Source organism: Aliihoeflea sp. 2WW, assembly GCF_000497755.1.
GTDB lineage: Bacteria > Pseudomonadota > Alphaproteobacteria > Rhizobiales > Rhizobiaceae > Aliihoeflea.
In genome coordinates this window covers 160946-176431 of the sequence record NZ_AYOD01000015.1, presented here as the reverse complement: position 1 = coordinate 176431, position 15486 = coordinate 160946, and the positions used below count along the sequence as shown (strand labels likewise).

The 15486-nt window shown below is 65.5% G+C and carries 14 protein-coding genes; 3 read left to right on the top strand and 11 right to left on the bottom strand.

Annotated features, from left to right (window positions below; translation table 11 throughout):
• The first annotated feature begins 1 nt into the window (after position 1).
• From ALII_RS0109810 to ALII_RS0109800, 3 genes are read left to right on the top strand one after another with little or no spacing between them, the layout of a single operon-like run.
• Positions 2-1285 carry a TRAP transporter large permease gene (locus tag ALII_RS0109810; RefSeq protein ID WP_024587144.1) on the top strand — a complete coding sequence of 428 codons (1284 nt, stop codon included), beginning with the start codon at positions 2-4 and terminating at the stop codon, positions 1283-1285.
• Between the two features lie 43 nt (positions 1286-1328).
• A complete protein-coding gene (locus tag ALII_RS0109805) occupies positions 1329-2576 on the top strand; it encodes a Zn-dependent hydrolase (protein ID WP_024587143.1) in 1248 nt (415 codons plus the stop codon).
• Between the two features lie 11 nt (positions 2577-2587).
• Entirely contained in the window at positions 2588-3523 is a 936-nt protein-coding gene (locus tag ALII_RS0109800; RefSeq protein ID WP_024587142.1) for an ornithine cyclodeaminase family protein, read from the top strand.
• Here ALII_RS0109800 and ALII_RS0109795 read toward each other — a convergent pair.
• The 11 genes from ALII_RS0109795 to ntrB form a co-directional block, all read right to left on the bottom strand.
• Entirely contained in the window at positions 3514-4446 is a 933-nt protein-coding gene (locus tag ALII_RS0109795) for a LysR family transcriptional regulator (RefSeq protein ID WP_029660387.1), read from the bottom strand. The two genes, ALII_RS0109800 and ALII_RS0109795, sit on opposite strands and share 10 nt — an antisense overlap.
• A 129-nt stretch (positions 4447-4575) precedes the next feature.
• A complete protein-coding gene (locus ALII_RS22775; RefSeq protein ID WP_024587140.1) occupies positions 4576-4782 on the bottom strand; it encodes a hypothetical protein in 207 nt (68 codons plus the stop codon).
• A 46-nt stretch (positions 4783-4828) separates the two neighbouring features.
• A complete protein-coding gene (gene minE / locus ALII_RS0109785; protein WP_024587139.1) occupies positions 4829-5101 on the bottom strand; it encodes a cell division topological specificity factor MinE in 273 nt (90 codons plus the stop codon).
• Entirely contained in the window at positions 5098-5913 is an 816-nt protein-coding gene (minD, locus tag ALII_RS0109780) for a septum site-determining protein MinD (RefSeq protein WP_024587138.1), read from the bottom strand. The genes minE and minD overlap by 4 nt, the downstream gene beginning before the upstream one ends.
• A 22-nt stretch (positions 5914-5935) precedes the next feature.
• Positions 5936-6679 carry a septum site-determining protein MinC gene (minC, locus tag ALII_RS0109775; protein WP_024587137.1) on the bottom strand — a complete coding sequence of 248 codons (744 nt, stop codon included), beginning with the start codon at positions 6677-6679 and terminating at the stop codon, positions 5936-5938.
• A 204-nt stretch (positions 6680-6883) separates the two neighbouring features.
• Positions 6884-8344 carry a siroheme synthase CysG gene (cysG, locus tag ALII_RS0109770; protein WP_024587136.1) on the bottom strand — a complete coding sequence of 487 codons (1461 nt, stop codon included), beginning with the start codon at positions 8342-8344 and terminating at the stop codon, positions 6884-6886.
• On the bottom strand, positions 8316-10970 hold the full coding sequence (locus ALII_RS0109765) for a nitrate reductase (RefSeq protein ID WP_024587135.1): 2655 nt from the start codon (positions 10968-10970) through the stop codon (positions 8316-8318). Before ALII_RS0109765 ends, cysG begins: the two co-directional genes overlap by 29 nt.
• Positions 10967-11296 (bottom strand): nitrite reductase small subunit NirD, encoded by a 330-nt coding sequence (nirD, locus tag ALII_RS0109760; RefSeq protein WP_024587134.1) that lies wholly within the window; start codon positions 11294-11296, stop codon positions 10967-10969. The genes ALII_RS0109765 and nirD overlap by 4 nt, the downstream gene beginning before the upstream one ends.
• Before the next feature lie 4 nt (positions 11297-11300).
• Positions 11301-13751, bottom strand: a complete 2451-nt coding sequence (gene nirB, locus ALII_RS0109755; protein ID WP_024587133.1) for a nitrite reductase large subunit NirB — start codon at positions 13749-13751, stop codon at positions 11301-11303.
• A gap of 8 nt (positions 13752-13759) precedes the next feature.
• A complete protein-coding gene (locus tag ALII_RS0109750) occupies positions 13760-14557 on the bottom strand; it encodes an ABC transporter ATP-binding protein (protein ID WP_024587132.1) in 798 nt (265 codons plus the stop codon).
• A gap of 14 nt (positions 14558-14571) precedes the next feature.
• On the bottom strand, positions 14572-15468 hold the full coding sequence (gene ntrB, locus ALII_RS0109745; protein ID WP_024587131.1) for a nitrate ABC transporter permease: 897 nt from the start codon (positions 15466-15468) through the stop codon (positions 14572-14574).
• Between the last annotated feature and the right edge of the window lie 18 nt (positions 15469-15486).

The following is a 15486-nucleotide window of genomic DNA, read 5'->3' as shown; positions in this document are numbered from 1 at the left end:
CATGACATTCGAACTCGTTCTCCTTCTCGGCGTCTTCGTAGCGCTCGTCCTGATCGACGCGCCCATCGCGGTCGCGCTCGGGCTCGCCTCGGTCGTCTACATCCTCGTGGCCGACCTCGCGCCGATGATCGTCGTCGCGCAGCGCGCCGTGGCGGGCATCGACTCGTTCACGCTGCTTGCGATCCCACTCTTCCTTCTCGCCGGGCTCCTGATGGTCCATGGCGGTCTGGCGCCGCGCATCGTGCGGCTATGTTCGGCCATCGTCGGGCGCACGACCGGCGGCCTTGCCATCGTCATGGTGGCGGCGTGCATGCTGTTCGGCTCGCTGTCGGGGTCGGGCGTCGCGGATGTCGTCGCCATCGGCACGATGATGCTGCCGGCAATGAAAGCGCGCGGCTATGACGAGGGCTTTTCCGCGTCGCTGCTCGGCACCGCCGGCTCGCTCGGCACGGTCATCCCGCCTTCGATCGTTCTGATCGTTTACGGCACGGCGACCAATTCATCGATCGGCCAGCTCTTCATCGCCTCGATCATTCCGGGCATCCTGCTCGGCGCCGGCCTGATGGTCGTCGCCTATTTCATCTCGCGCAAAAATGGCTGGAAGGGCGGCGACGCCTTTTCGTGGCCGGAGTTCTGGAGCGCGCTGCGTGGCTCCGTCCTGGCATTGCTGGCGCCGATCATCATCGTCGGCGGCATTCGCGGCGGTTTCTTCACCCCGACCGAGGCGGCGGGTATCGGCGTCCTTTATGCCATCATCGTCGGCGGCCTGATCTATCGCGAGCTGACCTTCCCGCTGATCGGAAACCTCCTTCGCCAGACGACGGAAATGACCGGGGCGATCCTGATCGTCATCGCCAGTGCCTCGATCTTCGGCTGGATTCTCGCGGCCGAACAGGTGCCGCAGATCGCCGTCGACGCGATCTCGGGCTTCACCAACAGCGCGACGATCGCGCTGTTGCTGATGATGGCGGTGGTGCTGGTGCTCGGCACCTTCATGGAATCGATCGCCATCATCCTCGTGCTGGCGCCGGTTTTCCTGCCGATCCTGCGGCTCTACGGCATCGACCCCGTCTATTTCGGCATCCTCCTGACGATCAACCTCGCCATCGGCGCCAACACGCCGCCGCTGGGCATCGATCTGATGGCGGCCTGTCGGGTTGGCGGCATCCCGATGTCGCGCGCCTTCGGATATTTGATGCCGTTCCTCGGCGTGATGACCGCGGTGCTGGTCTTCCTGGTGTTCGTGCCGTGGATCGTGACGGACCTGCCGCATTTGATCTTCTGACGGCCAAGCCGTTTCCAAACCCAAGCTTTTCAAGAGGATGAAGATGACCTTCACGCCTGATGCCCGCATGTCGCTCGAACGCTTCTGGACCACCATCGAACGCTCCGCCGAAATCGGCGTCGGCCGCCCTGGCGGACTGGCGCGGCTGACATTGTCGGATGCCGACCGCCAGATGCGCGACCAGTTCGTCGCCTGGTGCGAGAAGGCGGGGCTCAACGTCACGATTGACGAGGTCGGCTCGATTTTCGCGCGGCGCGAGGGGACGGACCCGACGGCGGACCCGATCCTCATCGGCAGCCATCTCGACACGCAGATCAATGGCGGGCGCTATGACGGCATCGCCGGCGTGCTCGCCGGGCTCGAACTTTGCCGCACGCTCGACGATCTTGGTCATGTGACGCGCCGGCCGATCGAGATCGTCAATTGGACGAACGAGGAAGGCTGCCGCTATTCGCCGCCTATGGTGGCCTCGGGATGCTTCGTCGGTGCCTATGCGCCCGACTGGGTTCGCGACCGGATCGGCGATGATGGCTCGCGCTTCGGCGACGAACTTGAGAAGATCGGTTATCGCGGCGCCGCTACCTGCGGCCCGCGCCCGGTCGACGCCTATTTCGAACTGCATATCGAGCAGGGGCCTATCCTTGACGCCGAGGGCTATGAGGTCGGCGTCGTCACGAACGGGTTTCCGAGCCATGGCATGCTCGCGCGCTTTTCAGGCGAGACGGCCCATACGGGCCCCTGGCCGATGGAGCTTCGCCGCAATGCGCTCGCAGCGGGCGCGCGCTGGCTGGTCGCGATCGACGATCTCGGCATGGAGTTCGCCGGGACCGGGGGCAAGGCGACGGCGGCGCGGCTCGCCGCTTGGCCGAACAAGCCGGGCATCCTGTCCGATACGGCCGACGCCGTCTGCGATGTGCGCCATGAGAACTCGGCGACGGCGAAGGTGATGGCCGAGCGTATGCGGCGCTCGCTTCACGAAGCCGCGGCGCGCAATGGCTGCGGCGTCGAGGTGCTCGACGAATGGCTGTGGGGTGGCGACATCTTCGATGCCGGTCTTGTCGGCTCCGTGCGGGACCATGCCGATCGGCTCGGCTATCGCTGGCGCGACATCGCCAGCCAGGCCGGGCACGATGCCTATTTCATGGCCCGCCACTGCCCGACCGCGATGGTGTTCACGCCCTGCCGGGGCGGCATCACCCACAACAATGGCGAGCACTGCGAGCCGTCCGATTTCCGCGCTGGGCTTGACGTGCTTCTCCATGCCGTCGTTCAACGGGCGGACAGGAACTGAGGGAGACTGGCATGCAGATGATCGGCGAACACGAGCTTGCGGAACGGCTCGGCTGGCCCGAACTGATCGGCGCGATCGAAACCGAGCTCAAGGCGGGACGCGTGACGTCGCCGGAGCGCTCGAACATCGCGATCCCGATGCCGGGCGGGGGTACGTCGAACCTTCTCGTCATGCCGGCCTGGGTCGAAGGCGAATCGCTCGGTGTAAAACTCGTCACGTTCTTTCCCGAGAACGGGGAGAAGGGCCTGTCGACGATCAATGCGAGCTACGCTCTGTTCTCCGGGGCGGACGGCCGCCTGCAGGCCGTCATCGAGGGCGACGAGCTGACGGCGCGTCGCACGGCCGCCGCTTCGGCGCTCGCCGCGCGATTCCTTGCGAGGAAGGATGCCAGGCGGCTTCTGGTCGTCGGCACCGGGCAGCTTTCCGCCAAGGTCGCTGCTGCGCATGCGAGCGTGCGCTCCTATGAGCGGATCGAAATCTACGGGCGCAGTTCGGAGAAGGCAGAAGCAGTCGTCGCGGCGCTCGCCGGCGAAGGCGTTACGGCACATGTCGCGCGCGACCTGGATGCGGCCGTGGCGGCGGCGGATGTGATCTCGTCGGTGACGAGTTCGACCGCGCCCCTGATCCGCGGAGCGCTTGTGAAGCCGGGAACCCATGTCGACCTGATTGGCGCATTCAAGGACGACATGCGCGAGAGCGATGACGCGCTGGTGACGAAGGCCAGCCTGTTCGTCGATTTCCGGCCCGGTGCGATGAAAGCCGGCGACCTCGCGCAGCCGCTGGCGGCGGGGCTGATTTCGGAAGCCGACATCAGGGCCGACCTTGGAGAACTTGCGACCGGAAAGCATTCCGGCCGGGCGTCGGACGAGGAGATCACCTTCTTCAAGTCGGCCGGTTTTTCCCTGCTCGATCTCGCCGCGGCGCGGCTCGCCGTCGGTCAGGGCTGAGCGAGCGCCAGCAATTCGTCGACGATGCCGAGATAGACGCGCTCGACCGGGCGCAGTTCGACATTGGGATTGGTGACCATGTAGACGTCGGCGCCGATCATCCCCTCCAGCGTCGGGAGGGCGTGGATCGTGCCGGCGGCGACGTCCTGCTCGACGGCGGCGACCGGCAGGACGCCGATACCGAGGCCCGACATGATCATGCGGCGCACCTCCTCGAGGTTCGAGCTGGAGCCGACGACGCGCTGGCCAAGGCCCGAGCCGCTGCGCAGCATCGCCATAGGCTCGAAGCCGCCGCCATCGGTCGCGCAGGTAAAGGCGACGAAGGGTTCCTGCTGAAGGGAGGCGACCGAGACGTCGCCGGCACCGAAGAGCGGGTGTTCGCGACCGCAGAAGATGGCGAATTCCTCGCGGCACAGGAGCCTGCAGTCGAGGCCGACGACCGGTTTCATCAGCAGGCAAACGCCGATCGGCAGCACTTCCTGCGCGACCTGCCGGACGATGTCGCTGCTGTTGGCGACGTCGATGCGCCAGGTCACCGAGGGATGCCGCTCATGGGCGAGACGGATGGATTCGTCGACGAGAGCCGACTGGAGGTGGCTGACGATCGAAAGCCTCAGAAGGCCGATCGTCACGTCCTCGTCAGCGGCGATCTGGTCGCTCAGCCGCGTGACGCTCTGGAAGATTTCGGCGCAATGCTTGGCGACGAGTTCGCCATTCGTGGTCAAGAGGAAATTGCGGCTGTTGCGCTCGACGAGCTGAACGCCCAGGGTTTCCTCCAGCCGCTGCAGCGATTGGGAGACGGATGGCTGGCGAAGGGCGAGGCGCTGCGCGGCCCGCGTGATGCTCTTTTCCTCGGCGATGACGTGAAACGTCCGCAGAAGGTTCCAGTTCATGCTGGCGACCAGCGTGGGGAGTTCGTTCATGCCTGCCTCCGGAATGGAGGCCCATTAGCATGAATACCGCCGTATGCGACAGCAAGGCGCACGAAACGGGAAAGCCACCAGGCGGTGCTCGACGGCCGGGTGGCTTTCGGATTGCGATGGACCTGGAATTCAGGCCCTGAGGCTTGTGCCGGCCGATCCCGTCTGCGGCCGACCGCCGGTCATCGGCGGCGCACCGGCTGCGATTTCGCACAGCTCGACATGCCGCGTGAGGGCTTCGGTGGAGAGCATGGCGCTGACCGTGGTGATGTCGCGCTTCGTATGCGGCGGCATCTGTTGCAGCGTCTTCAGCCGTTCGAGGAGTTGCAGTCGGGTCATGCTCTTCTCTCCTGTCCTTCGAGGCGTGGTATTCGGTCAACGGCCGTCAGGCCGCCTTCTTCTTCTTTTTCACCGCGTCGAACGGGATCTCGACATCGACGGCGAGCGTGGACATCTGCAGACCGCGTTCCATGGTGACGTTCACCTTGTCGCTGTCGATCTGCATGTGCTTGGCGATGACGGCGAGGATTTCGTCGCGGAGCACGGTGACGAGTTCCGAATCGCCCGCCGAAGCACGTTCATGGGCGAGCAGGACCTGGAGCCGCTCGCGGGCGGCGGGTGCGGAAGTAGGCTTGGAAAAGAAACGGAAAATGCTCATGCCGCCTTCCTTCCGAAGAACTTGCCGAAAAAGCCGCGCTTTTCGCCCGGAACGGTGACGGGGATGGTCTCGCCGTTCAGCCGGCGCGCGGCATCGAAATAGGCGAGCGCCGGGGCGCTGCGATCGTCCGAGAGCGTGACCGGCGCACCGACATTCGAGGCGCGCAGCACGTCCATGCTCTCGGGGATGATGCCGAGCAGCGGGATCGACAGAATCTCGAGCACGTCGTCGACCTTGAGCATGTCGCCGCGCTCGGCGCGTGCCGGATCGTAGCGGGTCAGAAGCAAGTGCTTTTCCATCTGCTCGCCGCGCTCGGCCTTGACCGTCTTGGAATCGAGCAGGCCGATGATGCGGTCCGAATCGCGCACCGACGACACTTCGGGATTTGTGACGACGATGGCGATGTCGGCATGGCGCATGGCGAGGGTCGCGCCGCGCTCGATGCCGGCCGGGCTGTCGCAGATGACCCAATCAAAATTCTTGCGCAACGCGGTGATGACCTTCTCGACGCCCTCGGGCGTCAGATTGTCCTTGTCGCGCGTCTGCGAGGCGGGAAGCAGATAGAGCGTCTGCAGCCGCTTGTCGCGGATCAGCGCCTGCGTCAGCTTCGCGTCGCCCTGGATGACGTTGACCAGATCGTAGACGACGCGCCGTTCGGCACCCATCACCAGATCCAGATTGCGCAGGCCGACGTCGAAATCGACGACCACCACCTTGGCGCCGCCCTGTGCCAGCGCCGCGCCGAGAGCTGCGGTCGACGTGGTCTTGCCGACGCCTCCCTTGCCCGATGTCACCACGATTACCTTGCCCATTGACCTCTCCTGTTCCATCGCCTCAGCCCAGTGTTCCCGCCACGATCTTGTCCCCTTCAAGCCAGATCTGCACGGCTCGTCCGCGCAGGCCCGGCTCCATGTCTTCCGCCGTCTTGTAGAAACCGTCGATAGCGATCAGCTCGGCTTCGAGCTTGCGGCAGAAGATGCGCGCCGTCGCATTGCCCATCGTCCCGGCCATCGCCCTGCCGCGCAGTGTGCCGTAGACGTGGATCGATCCACCGGCGACGATTTCCGCCCCCGATGCGACCGAGCCGACGATCGTCACGTCGCCTTCCGGAAAGATGACCGATTGGCCCGAGCGCACCGGCTGGGTGACCATCAGCGATGGCGCGCCCCTGACCTCATGCGCAGTCTGATCGACTGCCGGCGCGTCCGCTTCGTCCTCGGCCGGCGTCTCGTCGGCCTTTGCCGCCGGCGCCTCGATATCGGCGGCCGCACGTCCATCGGTGAGAGCGGGCGGCAGGGCCGAATCAAGCCAGGACGGGCGGGCGCCCTCGATGCCCATGATCCGCACGTTGCGTGTCGCCAGCATCTCGACCATTTCGCGCAATTGCGCGCGGTCGATCGCAAGGCCGTTGACGTCGAGGACGATGGGGCGGCGAAGGAAGAAACCCGCCGAGCGCGCGGCCAGATCGTCGAGACGAACCACCCAATCCTCGAAGGGAAGTTCGGGGGTCAGTACCAGCGCAAGAAAGGAGCGACCCTTGAGGCGGATCGGCCGGGCTTGGGTTAACACGTTGGTCATCTTGGTTAATTTTCGGTTGTTTCGGTGTAGGCAAGAATGGTTAACAACTGGTTAATTTCATGGCCGCGCGGGGCGCGGACCTCAGTGTTCCAGACCATTCTTCGCTTCGAAGCTGGTGCGAGGCATGCGTGCCGGAGCGCGGTGCCGCAAGCACGTCCACGCGCCGAAGCGGGGCTCTTCGGTCGAACCAATTGGGTGTGAACGTCAGGAAGCGACGACGGCCAGCTCGCCCTGTGCGTGAACCATGGATCGGCGACGCGCGAAAACGGCGCCGACGCCGATGATGACCGGGCTGGCGAGATCCGTCTGCCGCATCGTCGTCGCCAGGTGTTCGAGGCTCGTCAGGCGCAGGGTTTGTTCCGGCCGGGAGATGCAGGTGGCGATTGCGACGGGCGTCGAGAGCGGCAGTCCCCCGTCCATCAGGCGCGAGGCGATCTGGCCTGCCGTGCGGCCACCCATGTAGAAGATGGTGGTCGCGGCCGGGTCGGCGACCGCCTTCCAGTCGATGTCCTCGGGAAGCGCACCGCTACGCGAATGGCCGGTGACGAAGCGCACCGAGCGCGCGCAGTCGCGATGCGTGAGCGAGACGCCGAGGGCCGACGCCATGGCGAGCGCCGATGTGATGCCCGGCACGATGTCGACGCGAATTCCCTCCGCGTCCAGCCGTTCGATCTCCTCGCCGGCGCGGCCGAAGATCATCGGGTCGCCCGATTTCAGACGCACCACATGCTTGCCTGCCTTCGCCAGCTTCACCATCAGATCGTTGATGTCCTCCTGGCGGCAGCTTTCGCGCCCGCCGCGCTTGCCGACCAGCATGCGCTTCGCCTCGCGCCGAGCCAGCTCCAGAACGTCGTCGGAGACGAGGTCGTCGAACAGGATCACGTCTGCCGCCTGAAGCGCGCGCACGGCCTTGAGGGTCAGGAGTTCGGCATCGCCGGGGCCGGCGCCGACGAGCGTCACGCGGCCAGTCGCATTCGTGCCTTTCGCGACGCGATCGATGCTGGATGCGAGTTCATGAGCGTCGCTCGATGTCGGGGCAGGGCCGAAGGCGCGGTCGACGAAGCGCTCCCAGAAGCGGCGCCGTTCGGCGCCTGGCCCAAGCTTTGTCATCACGGTTTGGCGCATGCCGTCGGCCAGCGCCGCCCATGCACCGAGCGAGGCCGGAAGCAGCGTCTCGATGCGGCGACGGACGGCCTGCCCGAGGATCGGCGCTGCCCCCGCGGTGGAAATGCCGACGACGACGGGCGAGCGGTTGACGATGGTGCCGAACTGGAACTGGCAGAATTCGGGCTGGTCGATGACGTTTGCCGGCACGCCGGCTGCCCGCGCGGCACAGACGAATGCCTGCGCTTCGCTTCGATGCGCAGTGTCGAGGACGGCGAGTGCTGCACCCTGAATCACGTTTATCGACCAGTGTCGGTCGTGATGCAGGATCGACCCTTGTGCGATCAGGTCGCGGCAGAGATCGGAGAGCTCTTCCGCCGGTGCATAGAGATGGACGCTTGCACCGGCAGCGGCCAGAAGCTCGGCCTTCCATGCGGCGGGTTCAGACCCGCCGGCGACGAGTGCGTGCTCGCCGTGCAGCGACAGGAAGACCGGCAGGACGGACAGCGCTCCGATCCGTGCGGGCTTGCGTTCACTCGGCCGCCTGGAGACGTCCTGCATCGAGAATTCCCCTGATTTCGGAGCGGCACGAGCCGCAGTTCGTTCCGGCCTTGATGGTCTGCCCGATCGCGTCGACGCTGGCGCAGCCCGAGGCCGCTGCATCGACGATCTGGTTGAAGCCGACATTGAAGCAGGAGCAGACGATGCGCCCGACGCTGGGCATCGCGACGGCGGAACGACCCGACAGGAGCGCGCGCCGTGCATCGGCAGGCAGTGGCGTGTCGTCGGCGAAGAGCGCCAGCAGCCAGTCGCGTTGCGGGGAGGCGCCGACGAAAAGCAGGTCGGTGAGGATGCCTGCCGCATCGAGCGCGGCGGCCCGATATTGCGCGCTCTTGCGGTCGCGATAGTCGGTGATGGCATTGTGCGGGACGGAATCGAGCAGGCGCTGGCAGAGCAGGATGCCCTGATCGGCGGGCTCCGGACCGGTCAGTTCGTAGAGCCAGCCACCGGCAACAGAACGCCGGCTCCAGTGGACGAAGCCGGTCGGCCGGAGGTCACGCCGCGTGATCAGAAAGCCTGCCCAGCCCATCGCCTCGCGCGTGACGGCAATCGGCACATGCTTGAGCTCGGGCTGGCCTGAAAAGGCGTCCGTCCTGGGGTTCGATACCGGGCCGGCAGCGGCATTGGCGGCGAAATGGCCGCTCCAGTGCATTGGCAGAAAGGCCTCGCCGGGACGCTGGTCGGGCGTGATCCGGGCGCGGGCACGCGCGTTGCCGAACGGGCTGTCGAGGCGCACCATGTCGCCATCGGCGATGCCGGACGCCTGCGCATCCTGCGGGTGGATATCGACCATGGGCTCGGGCGCATGCGCCATGAGGCGTGGCACCGCGCCGGTGCGGGTCATGGTGTGCCACTGGTCGCGCAGGCGGCCGGTGTTGAGCACCAGCGGATGCGCAGCGGAAACAGGCAGTGCCGGGCTTTCCTGCCGCACGGCGACGAAGCGCGCGCGGCCGTCTTGCGTCGGAAAATGTCCGTCGCCAAGCAGGCGCCCGTCGCTCGGCTTGTCGCCGGCGCGCACCGGCCATGTCACCGGCTGCATGGAATCGTAGTTTTCATCCGACATGTCGGCCATGCCGCCGAGATCGAACAGCCGCGCGCCCTCGTTCTCGAAGGCCGACAGCGTGGCGTGCTCGCGAAAGATCGCAGCCGGCGTTTCATAGGCGAAGGCCTCACTGAGGCCCATGCGACGCGCCACCTGCGAGACGATCCACCAGTCTGGCCTACTGGCGCCGGGCAAAGGCATGAAGCTGCGTTGGCGCGAGATGCGGCGTTCCGAATTGGTGACCGTACCGTCCTTTTCGCCCCAGGCCGCGGCCGGCAACAGAACGTCGGCAAGTCGCGTCGTGTCGGTGCGCGTAACGTCGGAAACGACGACGAAGTCGCAGGCTTTCAGGCCGGCCCGCACGCGTGCGGCATCGGGCATCGAGACCACCGGATTGGTGCCCATGATCCAGATCGCCTTGATCTTCCCCGCCGCGACGGCGTCGAACATGTCGACCGCCTTGAGGCCCTGTCTGGTCGCCATCCGCGCGGCGTTCCAGAACCGCGCGACGTGGTCGACCGCGCCAGCATCTTCGAACGCCATATGGGCGGCGAGCTGGTTGGCGAGCCCGCCGACCTCGCGCCCGCCCATCGCATTGGGCTGGCCCGTTACCGAGAACGGCCCCGCGCCTCGCTTGCCGATGCGGCCCGTCCCGAGATGGCAGTTCAGGATCGCATTGACCTTGTCTGTGCCATGCGCGGACTGGTTGACGCCCTGGCTGTAGACGGTGACCGTGCGTTCGGTCGCCGCGAAAAGGTCGAAAAATGTGCGCAGATCGCCTTCATCCACATCGCAGCCGAGGGCGACCTTGGCGATGCTCGATGCATCCGCTTGGGCGAGTGCCAAAGCAGCATCGAAGCCGTTTGTGTGGGCGGCGATATAGGCGCCGTCGAGCGCATTCGCGCGCGCGAGATGTGCCAACACACCGTTGAAGAGCAGCACGTCCGTGCCAGGCTTCACCGCCAGATGCAGGTCGGCATCGGCGGCCGTCGCGGTGCGTCGCGGATCGATTACCACGATCTTCGTACCGCGCTCGCGGCGGGCAGCGAGCAGGCGCTGGAACAGGATCGGGTGGCACCATGCCGTGTTGGAGCCGACCAGAACGACGAGGTCTGCCTCCTCGAAATCCGCATAGATCCCCGGAACGATGTCCTCGCCGAAAGCGCGACGGTGGCCGGCGACGGATGCCGCCATGCAGAGCCGCGAATTGGTGTCGATATTGCCCGAGCCGATGAAGCCCTTCATCAGCTTGTTGGCGACGTAGTAATCCTCGGTCAGCAACTGGCCGGAGACGTAGAACGCGACGGAATCGGGGCCATGCTTGGCGATGGTGTCGGTAAAGCGCTGCGCAACATGGTCGAGTGCCGCGTCCCAGCCGACCGGGCGGCCGTTCATCTCCGGCTCGAGAACCCGGGCATCGAGGCCGAGCGTCTCGCCGAGCGCCGAGCCCTTGGAACAGAGCCTGCCGAAATTCGCCGGATGCTCGGGGTCACCCCTTACGCTCGTCGTGCCGTCGAGAGCCGTTTCGGCGACCACGCCGCAGCCCACCCCGCAATAGGGACAGGTCGTTTTCACCGTCGTCATTCGGCGGCCTGGAGCTGCGCGTCGAGCGCGATCAGAAGCGCGCCGTTTTCGACCCGAATAGGGATCGTGCGGACCGAACCCTCGTCCGCACCGAGCGCCTTGCCGGTTTCGAGCGAGATGACCCAATTGTGCAGCGGACAGGTAACCGCCGCGCCATGCACGATGCCCTGGCTCAACGGCCCGCCCTTGTGCGGGCAGTGGTCGTCGATGGCATAGAATTGATCGTCCGCAGTGCGGAATACCGCGATCTTGCCCTGCGGCGTCGCCACGCAGCGCGCTCCACGGCGGGGAATGTCGTCGGTCGAGCCGATTGTCGTCCAGATCATCATGTCACTCCGCCGCCTGCGCATAACCGACCGTCGCCATCGGACGGAATTCGTGCTTGTCCTTGCCCGAGACGCGCTCCTCCCACGGATCGACCTGCGCGAATTTCTGGGAGAAGACGAAGCGCTCGTAATAGGCTTGCCGCTTGTCGGCATCGTCCATGATCTGGCGACGGATCTCGGCCACCCCGATGCGCTTCGCCCATTTGTAGATGCGTTCGAGATAGCGCCCCTGCTCGCGATACATCTGCGTCAGGGCGACGATGTGGACGAGCGCGTCGTCCTCGGTCTTCACCTGGCCGAGGATTTCGGTGCCTTTGATGTCGAGCCCGGCGGCGCCTGCGAAATGGATTTCGAAGCCGGAATCGACGCAGATCACGCCGATGTCCTTGCATGTCGCCTCGGCGCAGTTTCGCGGGCAGCCGGATACGCCCATCTTGAGCTTCGCCGGCGTCCACGATCCCCACATGAACTTTTCGATGCGGATGCCAAGGCCGGTCGAATCCTGCGTTCCGAAGCGGCACCAGTCGGTGCCGACGCAGGTCTTCACCGTGCGCAGACCCTTGGCATAGGCATGGCCCGAGACGAAGCCGGCCTGACCCAGATCGGCCCAGACGGCGGGCAAATCTTCCTTGGCGATGCCCAGCATGTCGATGCGCTGCCCGCCGGTCACCTTCACCGCCGGGATACTGAACTTGTCGACCACGTCGGCGATGGCGCGCAGTTCTTTCGACGACGTCATCCCGCCCCACATGCGGGGCACGACGGAATAGGTGCCGTCCTTCTGGATGTTGGCGTGGGCACGCTCGTTGATGAAGCGCGACTGGTAGTCGTCGGCGTAGTCGGCCGGCCAGTCGCAGACGAGGTAGTAGTTCAGCGCCGGCCGGCATTTCGCGCAGCCGCACGAGGTCTTCCACTCCAGTTCCTGCATGACGGCCGGAATGGTCTTCAGCCCCTTGGCGACGATCAGGCGGCGCACATCGTCATGGCCGAGATCGGTGCAGCCGCACATCGGCGTGACGGCGGCGGGGTTGTAGGCGTCGCCCAGCGTCAGCACCATCAGCTTTTCGACGAGCCCGGTGCAGGTGCCGCACGAGGCGGATGCCTTGGTGTGCGCACGCACTCCATCGAGCGTGGTCAGCGATTTCGACGTGATCGTGCTGGTGATCTGGCCCTTGCAAATGCCGTTGCAGCCGCAAATCTCGGCATCATCCGAGAGCGCCGCAACGGCTGCCAGAGGGTCCGCGGAGGGGCCTCCCTGGAAGGATTGCCCGAAGATCAGCGTGTCGCGCATCTGCGAGATGTCGGTCTGCTTCTTCTGCAGGTCGGCGAACCAGCCGCCATCCGCCGTGTCGCCGAAAAGGACGGTGCCGATGATGCGGTCGTCGCGCAGGATGACGCGCTTGTAGACGCCCGCCGATGCGTCGCGAAGCACGATCTCCTCGCGGTCCTTGCCATCGGCGAAATCGCCGACCGAATAGAGATCGATGCCCGTCACCTTCAACTTCGTCGGCGTTTCGGAATGGACGAACCGGTCTTGGCCTGTGCCGGCAAGACCGACCGCGGCTATCCGCGCCATCTGATAGAGCGGCGCGACGAGGCCGTAGACATTGCCGCCGACCTCGGCGCATTCGCCAAGCGCGAAAATGTCCGGGTCCGACGTCAGCATCTTGTCATCGGTGACGATGCCTCGCCCGACTTCCAGTCCGGCATCCTTCGCGAGCGCCGTGTTCGGACGGATGCCGACCGCCATGACGACGAGCGTCGCCGGAATGATCGTGCCGTCGGCCAGTTCCACACCTTCGACCTTGCCGTCCCCGATGATGGCCTTGGTGTTCGCCCTGGTCAGCACTTCGATGCCGCGCGCTTCCAGCGCCTTCTGCAGGAGATACCCGGCCGCCGGATCGAGCTGGCGTTCCATCAGCGTCGGCATGACATGGAGCACGGTCACGTCCATGCCGCGCGCCTTGAGGCCGGCGGCGGCTTCGAGGCCGAGCAGGCCGCCGCCGATGACGACGGCCTTGTCGCGCGACTGCGCGGCAAGCATCATCGCATGGACGTCGTCGAGGTCGCGATAGGTGAGGACGCCGGGCAGGTCCTTGCCGGGCACCGGGATGATGAAGGGCACCGAGCCGGTGGCGATGACGAGCTTGTCGTAGTTCTCGGTTACACCCTTGTCGGAGGTCACGGTCTTGGCCGCACGGTCGATCGCGACGATGCGGTGGCCCTTGTAGAGCGTCACGCCATTGTCGATGTACCAGCCGTCGCCATGGATGACGATGTCGTCATAGCTCTTCTCGCCGGAAAGGACCGGGGAAAGCATGATGCGGTCGTAATTGACGCGCGGCTCGGCATTGAAGATCGTCACTTCGTAGGCGCCGGGTGCCGTCTCTAACAGATTTTCCAGCATTCGGCCGGGTGCCATGCCATTGCCGATGACGACGAGTTTCTGTGTCATGGGAAATCCTATTCCGCGGCTTCGACGAAGCGGTGGCGTTCGTAGAGGAACTTCAACACCGCCTCGCGGCATTTGAGGTAGGTGCGGTCGCTCGCAAGGCCGATCCGCGCACGCGGGCGGTCCAGCGGTACGTCGAGCACTTCGCCGATGGTTGCGGCGGGGCCGTTGGTCATCATCACGATGCGGTCGGACAGAAGCACCGCCTCGTCCACGTCATGCGTGATCATGATGACGGTGTTGCCGAGCCGAGCATGGATCTCCATCATCTGGTCCTGCAGATGCGCGCGGGTGAGGGCATCCAGCGCGCCGAACGGCTCGTCCAGAAGCAGGATCTTGGGCTCCATCGAAAGCGCTCGCGCAATGCCGACGCGCTGCTTCATGCCGCCCGAAATCTCGGACGGGCGCTTGTCGGCTGCATGGGCCATCTGGACGAGGTTCAGATTGTCCATGATCCATTCGTGGCGCTCGGCCCTCGATTTCCTGCCCGCGAAGACCTTGGAGACGGCCAGATTGACGTTCTCGTAGACGCTCAGCCAGGGCAGCAGAGAATGGTTCTGGAACACCACCGCACGGTCCGGGCCCGGCGAATTCACTTCCTGGTTTTCCAGGAGGACCGCGCCGGTGGTCACCGGCGTCAGGCCGGCGACGAGGTTGAGCAAGGTCGACTTGCCGCAGCCCGAATGGCCGATGATCGAGACGAACTCGCCTTTTTCGATGGTCAGGCGGATGTCGCGCAGCACTTCGGTCGACTGCGCGCCGCGGGTGAAACTCTTGCCGATATAGTCGAGCTTGAGATAGGCGGACATGGGCCGGTGCTCCTTCAGTTGACCGCCGCGCCGCGCGTGACGAGGGTGCCGACGAAGCTGACCAGCTTGTCGAGCATGAAGCCGACGAGGCCGATATAGACCAGCGCGACGATGATGTCGGTGAGGCGAGACGAGTTCCACGCATCCCAGATGAAGAAGCCGATGCCGACGCCGCCGGTGAGCATTTCGGCCGCGACGATGGCCAGCCAGGACAGGCCGACGCCGATCCGCAGGCCAGAGAAGATGTAGGGCGCGGCGGCCGGCACCATGATCTTGAAGAAGAACTCGACCTGGTTGAGCTGCAGCACGCGCGCGACGTTGCGATAGTCCTGCGGAATGTTGCGGATGCCCACGGCGGTGTTGATGATGACCGGCCAGATCGAGGTGATGAAGATCACGAAGATCGCGGACGGCCCGGAATCAAGGAACGCGGCCAGCGACAGCGGCAGCCACGCCAGAGGCGGTACGGTGCGCAGAACCTGGAAGATCGGATCGAGGCCGCGCATCGCCCAGACCGACTGGCCGATCAGCGCGCCGACGAGGATGCCGATGATGGCAGCCAGCCCGAAGCCGTAGGCGACGCGCTCCATCGAGACGAGAACGCGCCAGCCGAGCCCGATATCCTGCGAGCCGTAGACGAAGAACGGCTCGACGATGAGGTCCCTGCTCTGCGCCCACACCTCCGAGGGTGGCGGCAGCGAGGCGCCCGGGTCGGAAAACGCGACCTGCCAGATGGCTAGCAGGATCGCCACCACGATCATCGGCGGCACGATGTTCTGGATGGCGCTCGCGGCGATCGCCGCGACGTCGAAGCGCTTTTGCGGCGCGACGGCCAAAGGCACGACGGTCGCGGGGCGGGTCTTGAATTCGCCGGCGACGACGACGTCGCTCTTGGCGGCTGGCATGGACATGGGCTGGCCTTTCAAACG

Bases quoted from the DNA above. Each gene is read 5' to 3' on its own strand.
- ALII_RS0109810 (WP_024587144.1), top strand. From the start codon at position 2: ATGACATTCGAACTCGTTCTCCTTCTCGGCGTCTTCGTAGCGCTCGTC.
- ALII_RS0109805 (WP_024587143.1), top strand. From the start codon at position 1,329: ATGACCTTCACGCCTGATGCCCGCATGTCGCTCGAACGCTTCTGGACC.
- ALII_RS0109800 (WP_024587142.1), top strand. From the start codon at position 2,588: ATGCAGATGATCGGCGAACACGAGCTTGCGGAACGGCTCGGCTGGCCC.
- ALII_RS0109795 (WP_029660387.1), bottom strand. From the start codon at position 4,446: ATGAACGAACTCCCCACGCTGGTCGCCAGCATGAACTGGAACCTTCTG.
- ALII_RS22775 (WP_024587140.1), bottom strand. From the start codon at position 4,782: ATGACCCGACTGCAACTCCTCGAACGGCTGAAGACGCTGCAACAGATG.
- minE (WP_024587139.1), bottom strand. From the start codon at position 5,101: ATGAGCATTTTCCGTTTCTTTTCCAAGCCTACTTCCGCACCCGCCGCC.
- minD (WP_024587138.1), bottom strand. From the start codon at position 5,913: ATGGGCAAGGTAATCGTGGTGACATCGGGCAAGGGAGGCGTCGGCAAG.
- minC (WP_024587137.1), bottom strand. From the start codon at position 6,679: ATGACCAACGTGTTAACCCAAGCCCGGCCGATCCGCCTCAAGGGTCGC.
- cysG (WP_024587136.1), bottom strand. From the start codon at position 8,344: ATGCAGGACGTCTCCAGGCGGCCGAGTGAACGCAAGCCCGCACGGATC.
- ALII_RS0109765 (WP_024587135.1), bottom strand. From the start codon at position 10,970: ATGACGACGGTGAAAACGACCTGTCCCTATTGCGGGGTGGGCTGCGGC.
- nirD (WP_024587134.1), bottom strand. From the start codon at position 11,296: ATGATCTGGACGACAATCGGCTCGACCGACGACATTCCCCGCCGTGGA.
- nirB (WP_024587133.1), bottom strand. From the start codon at position 13,751: ATGACACAGAAACTCGTCGTCATCGGCAATGGCATGGCACCCGGCCGA.
- ALII_RS0109750 (WP_024587132.1), bottom strand. From the start codon at position 14,557: ATGTCCGCCTATCTCAAGCTCGACTATATCGGCAAGAGTTTCACCCGC.
- ntrB (WP_024587131.1), bottom strand. From the start codon at position 15,468: ATGTCCATGCCAGCCGCCAAGAGCGACGTCGTCGTCGCCGGCGAATTC.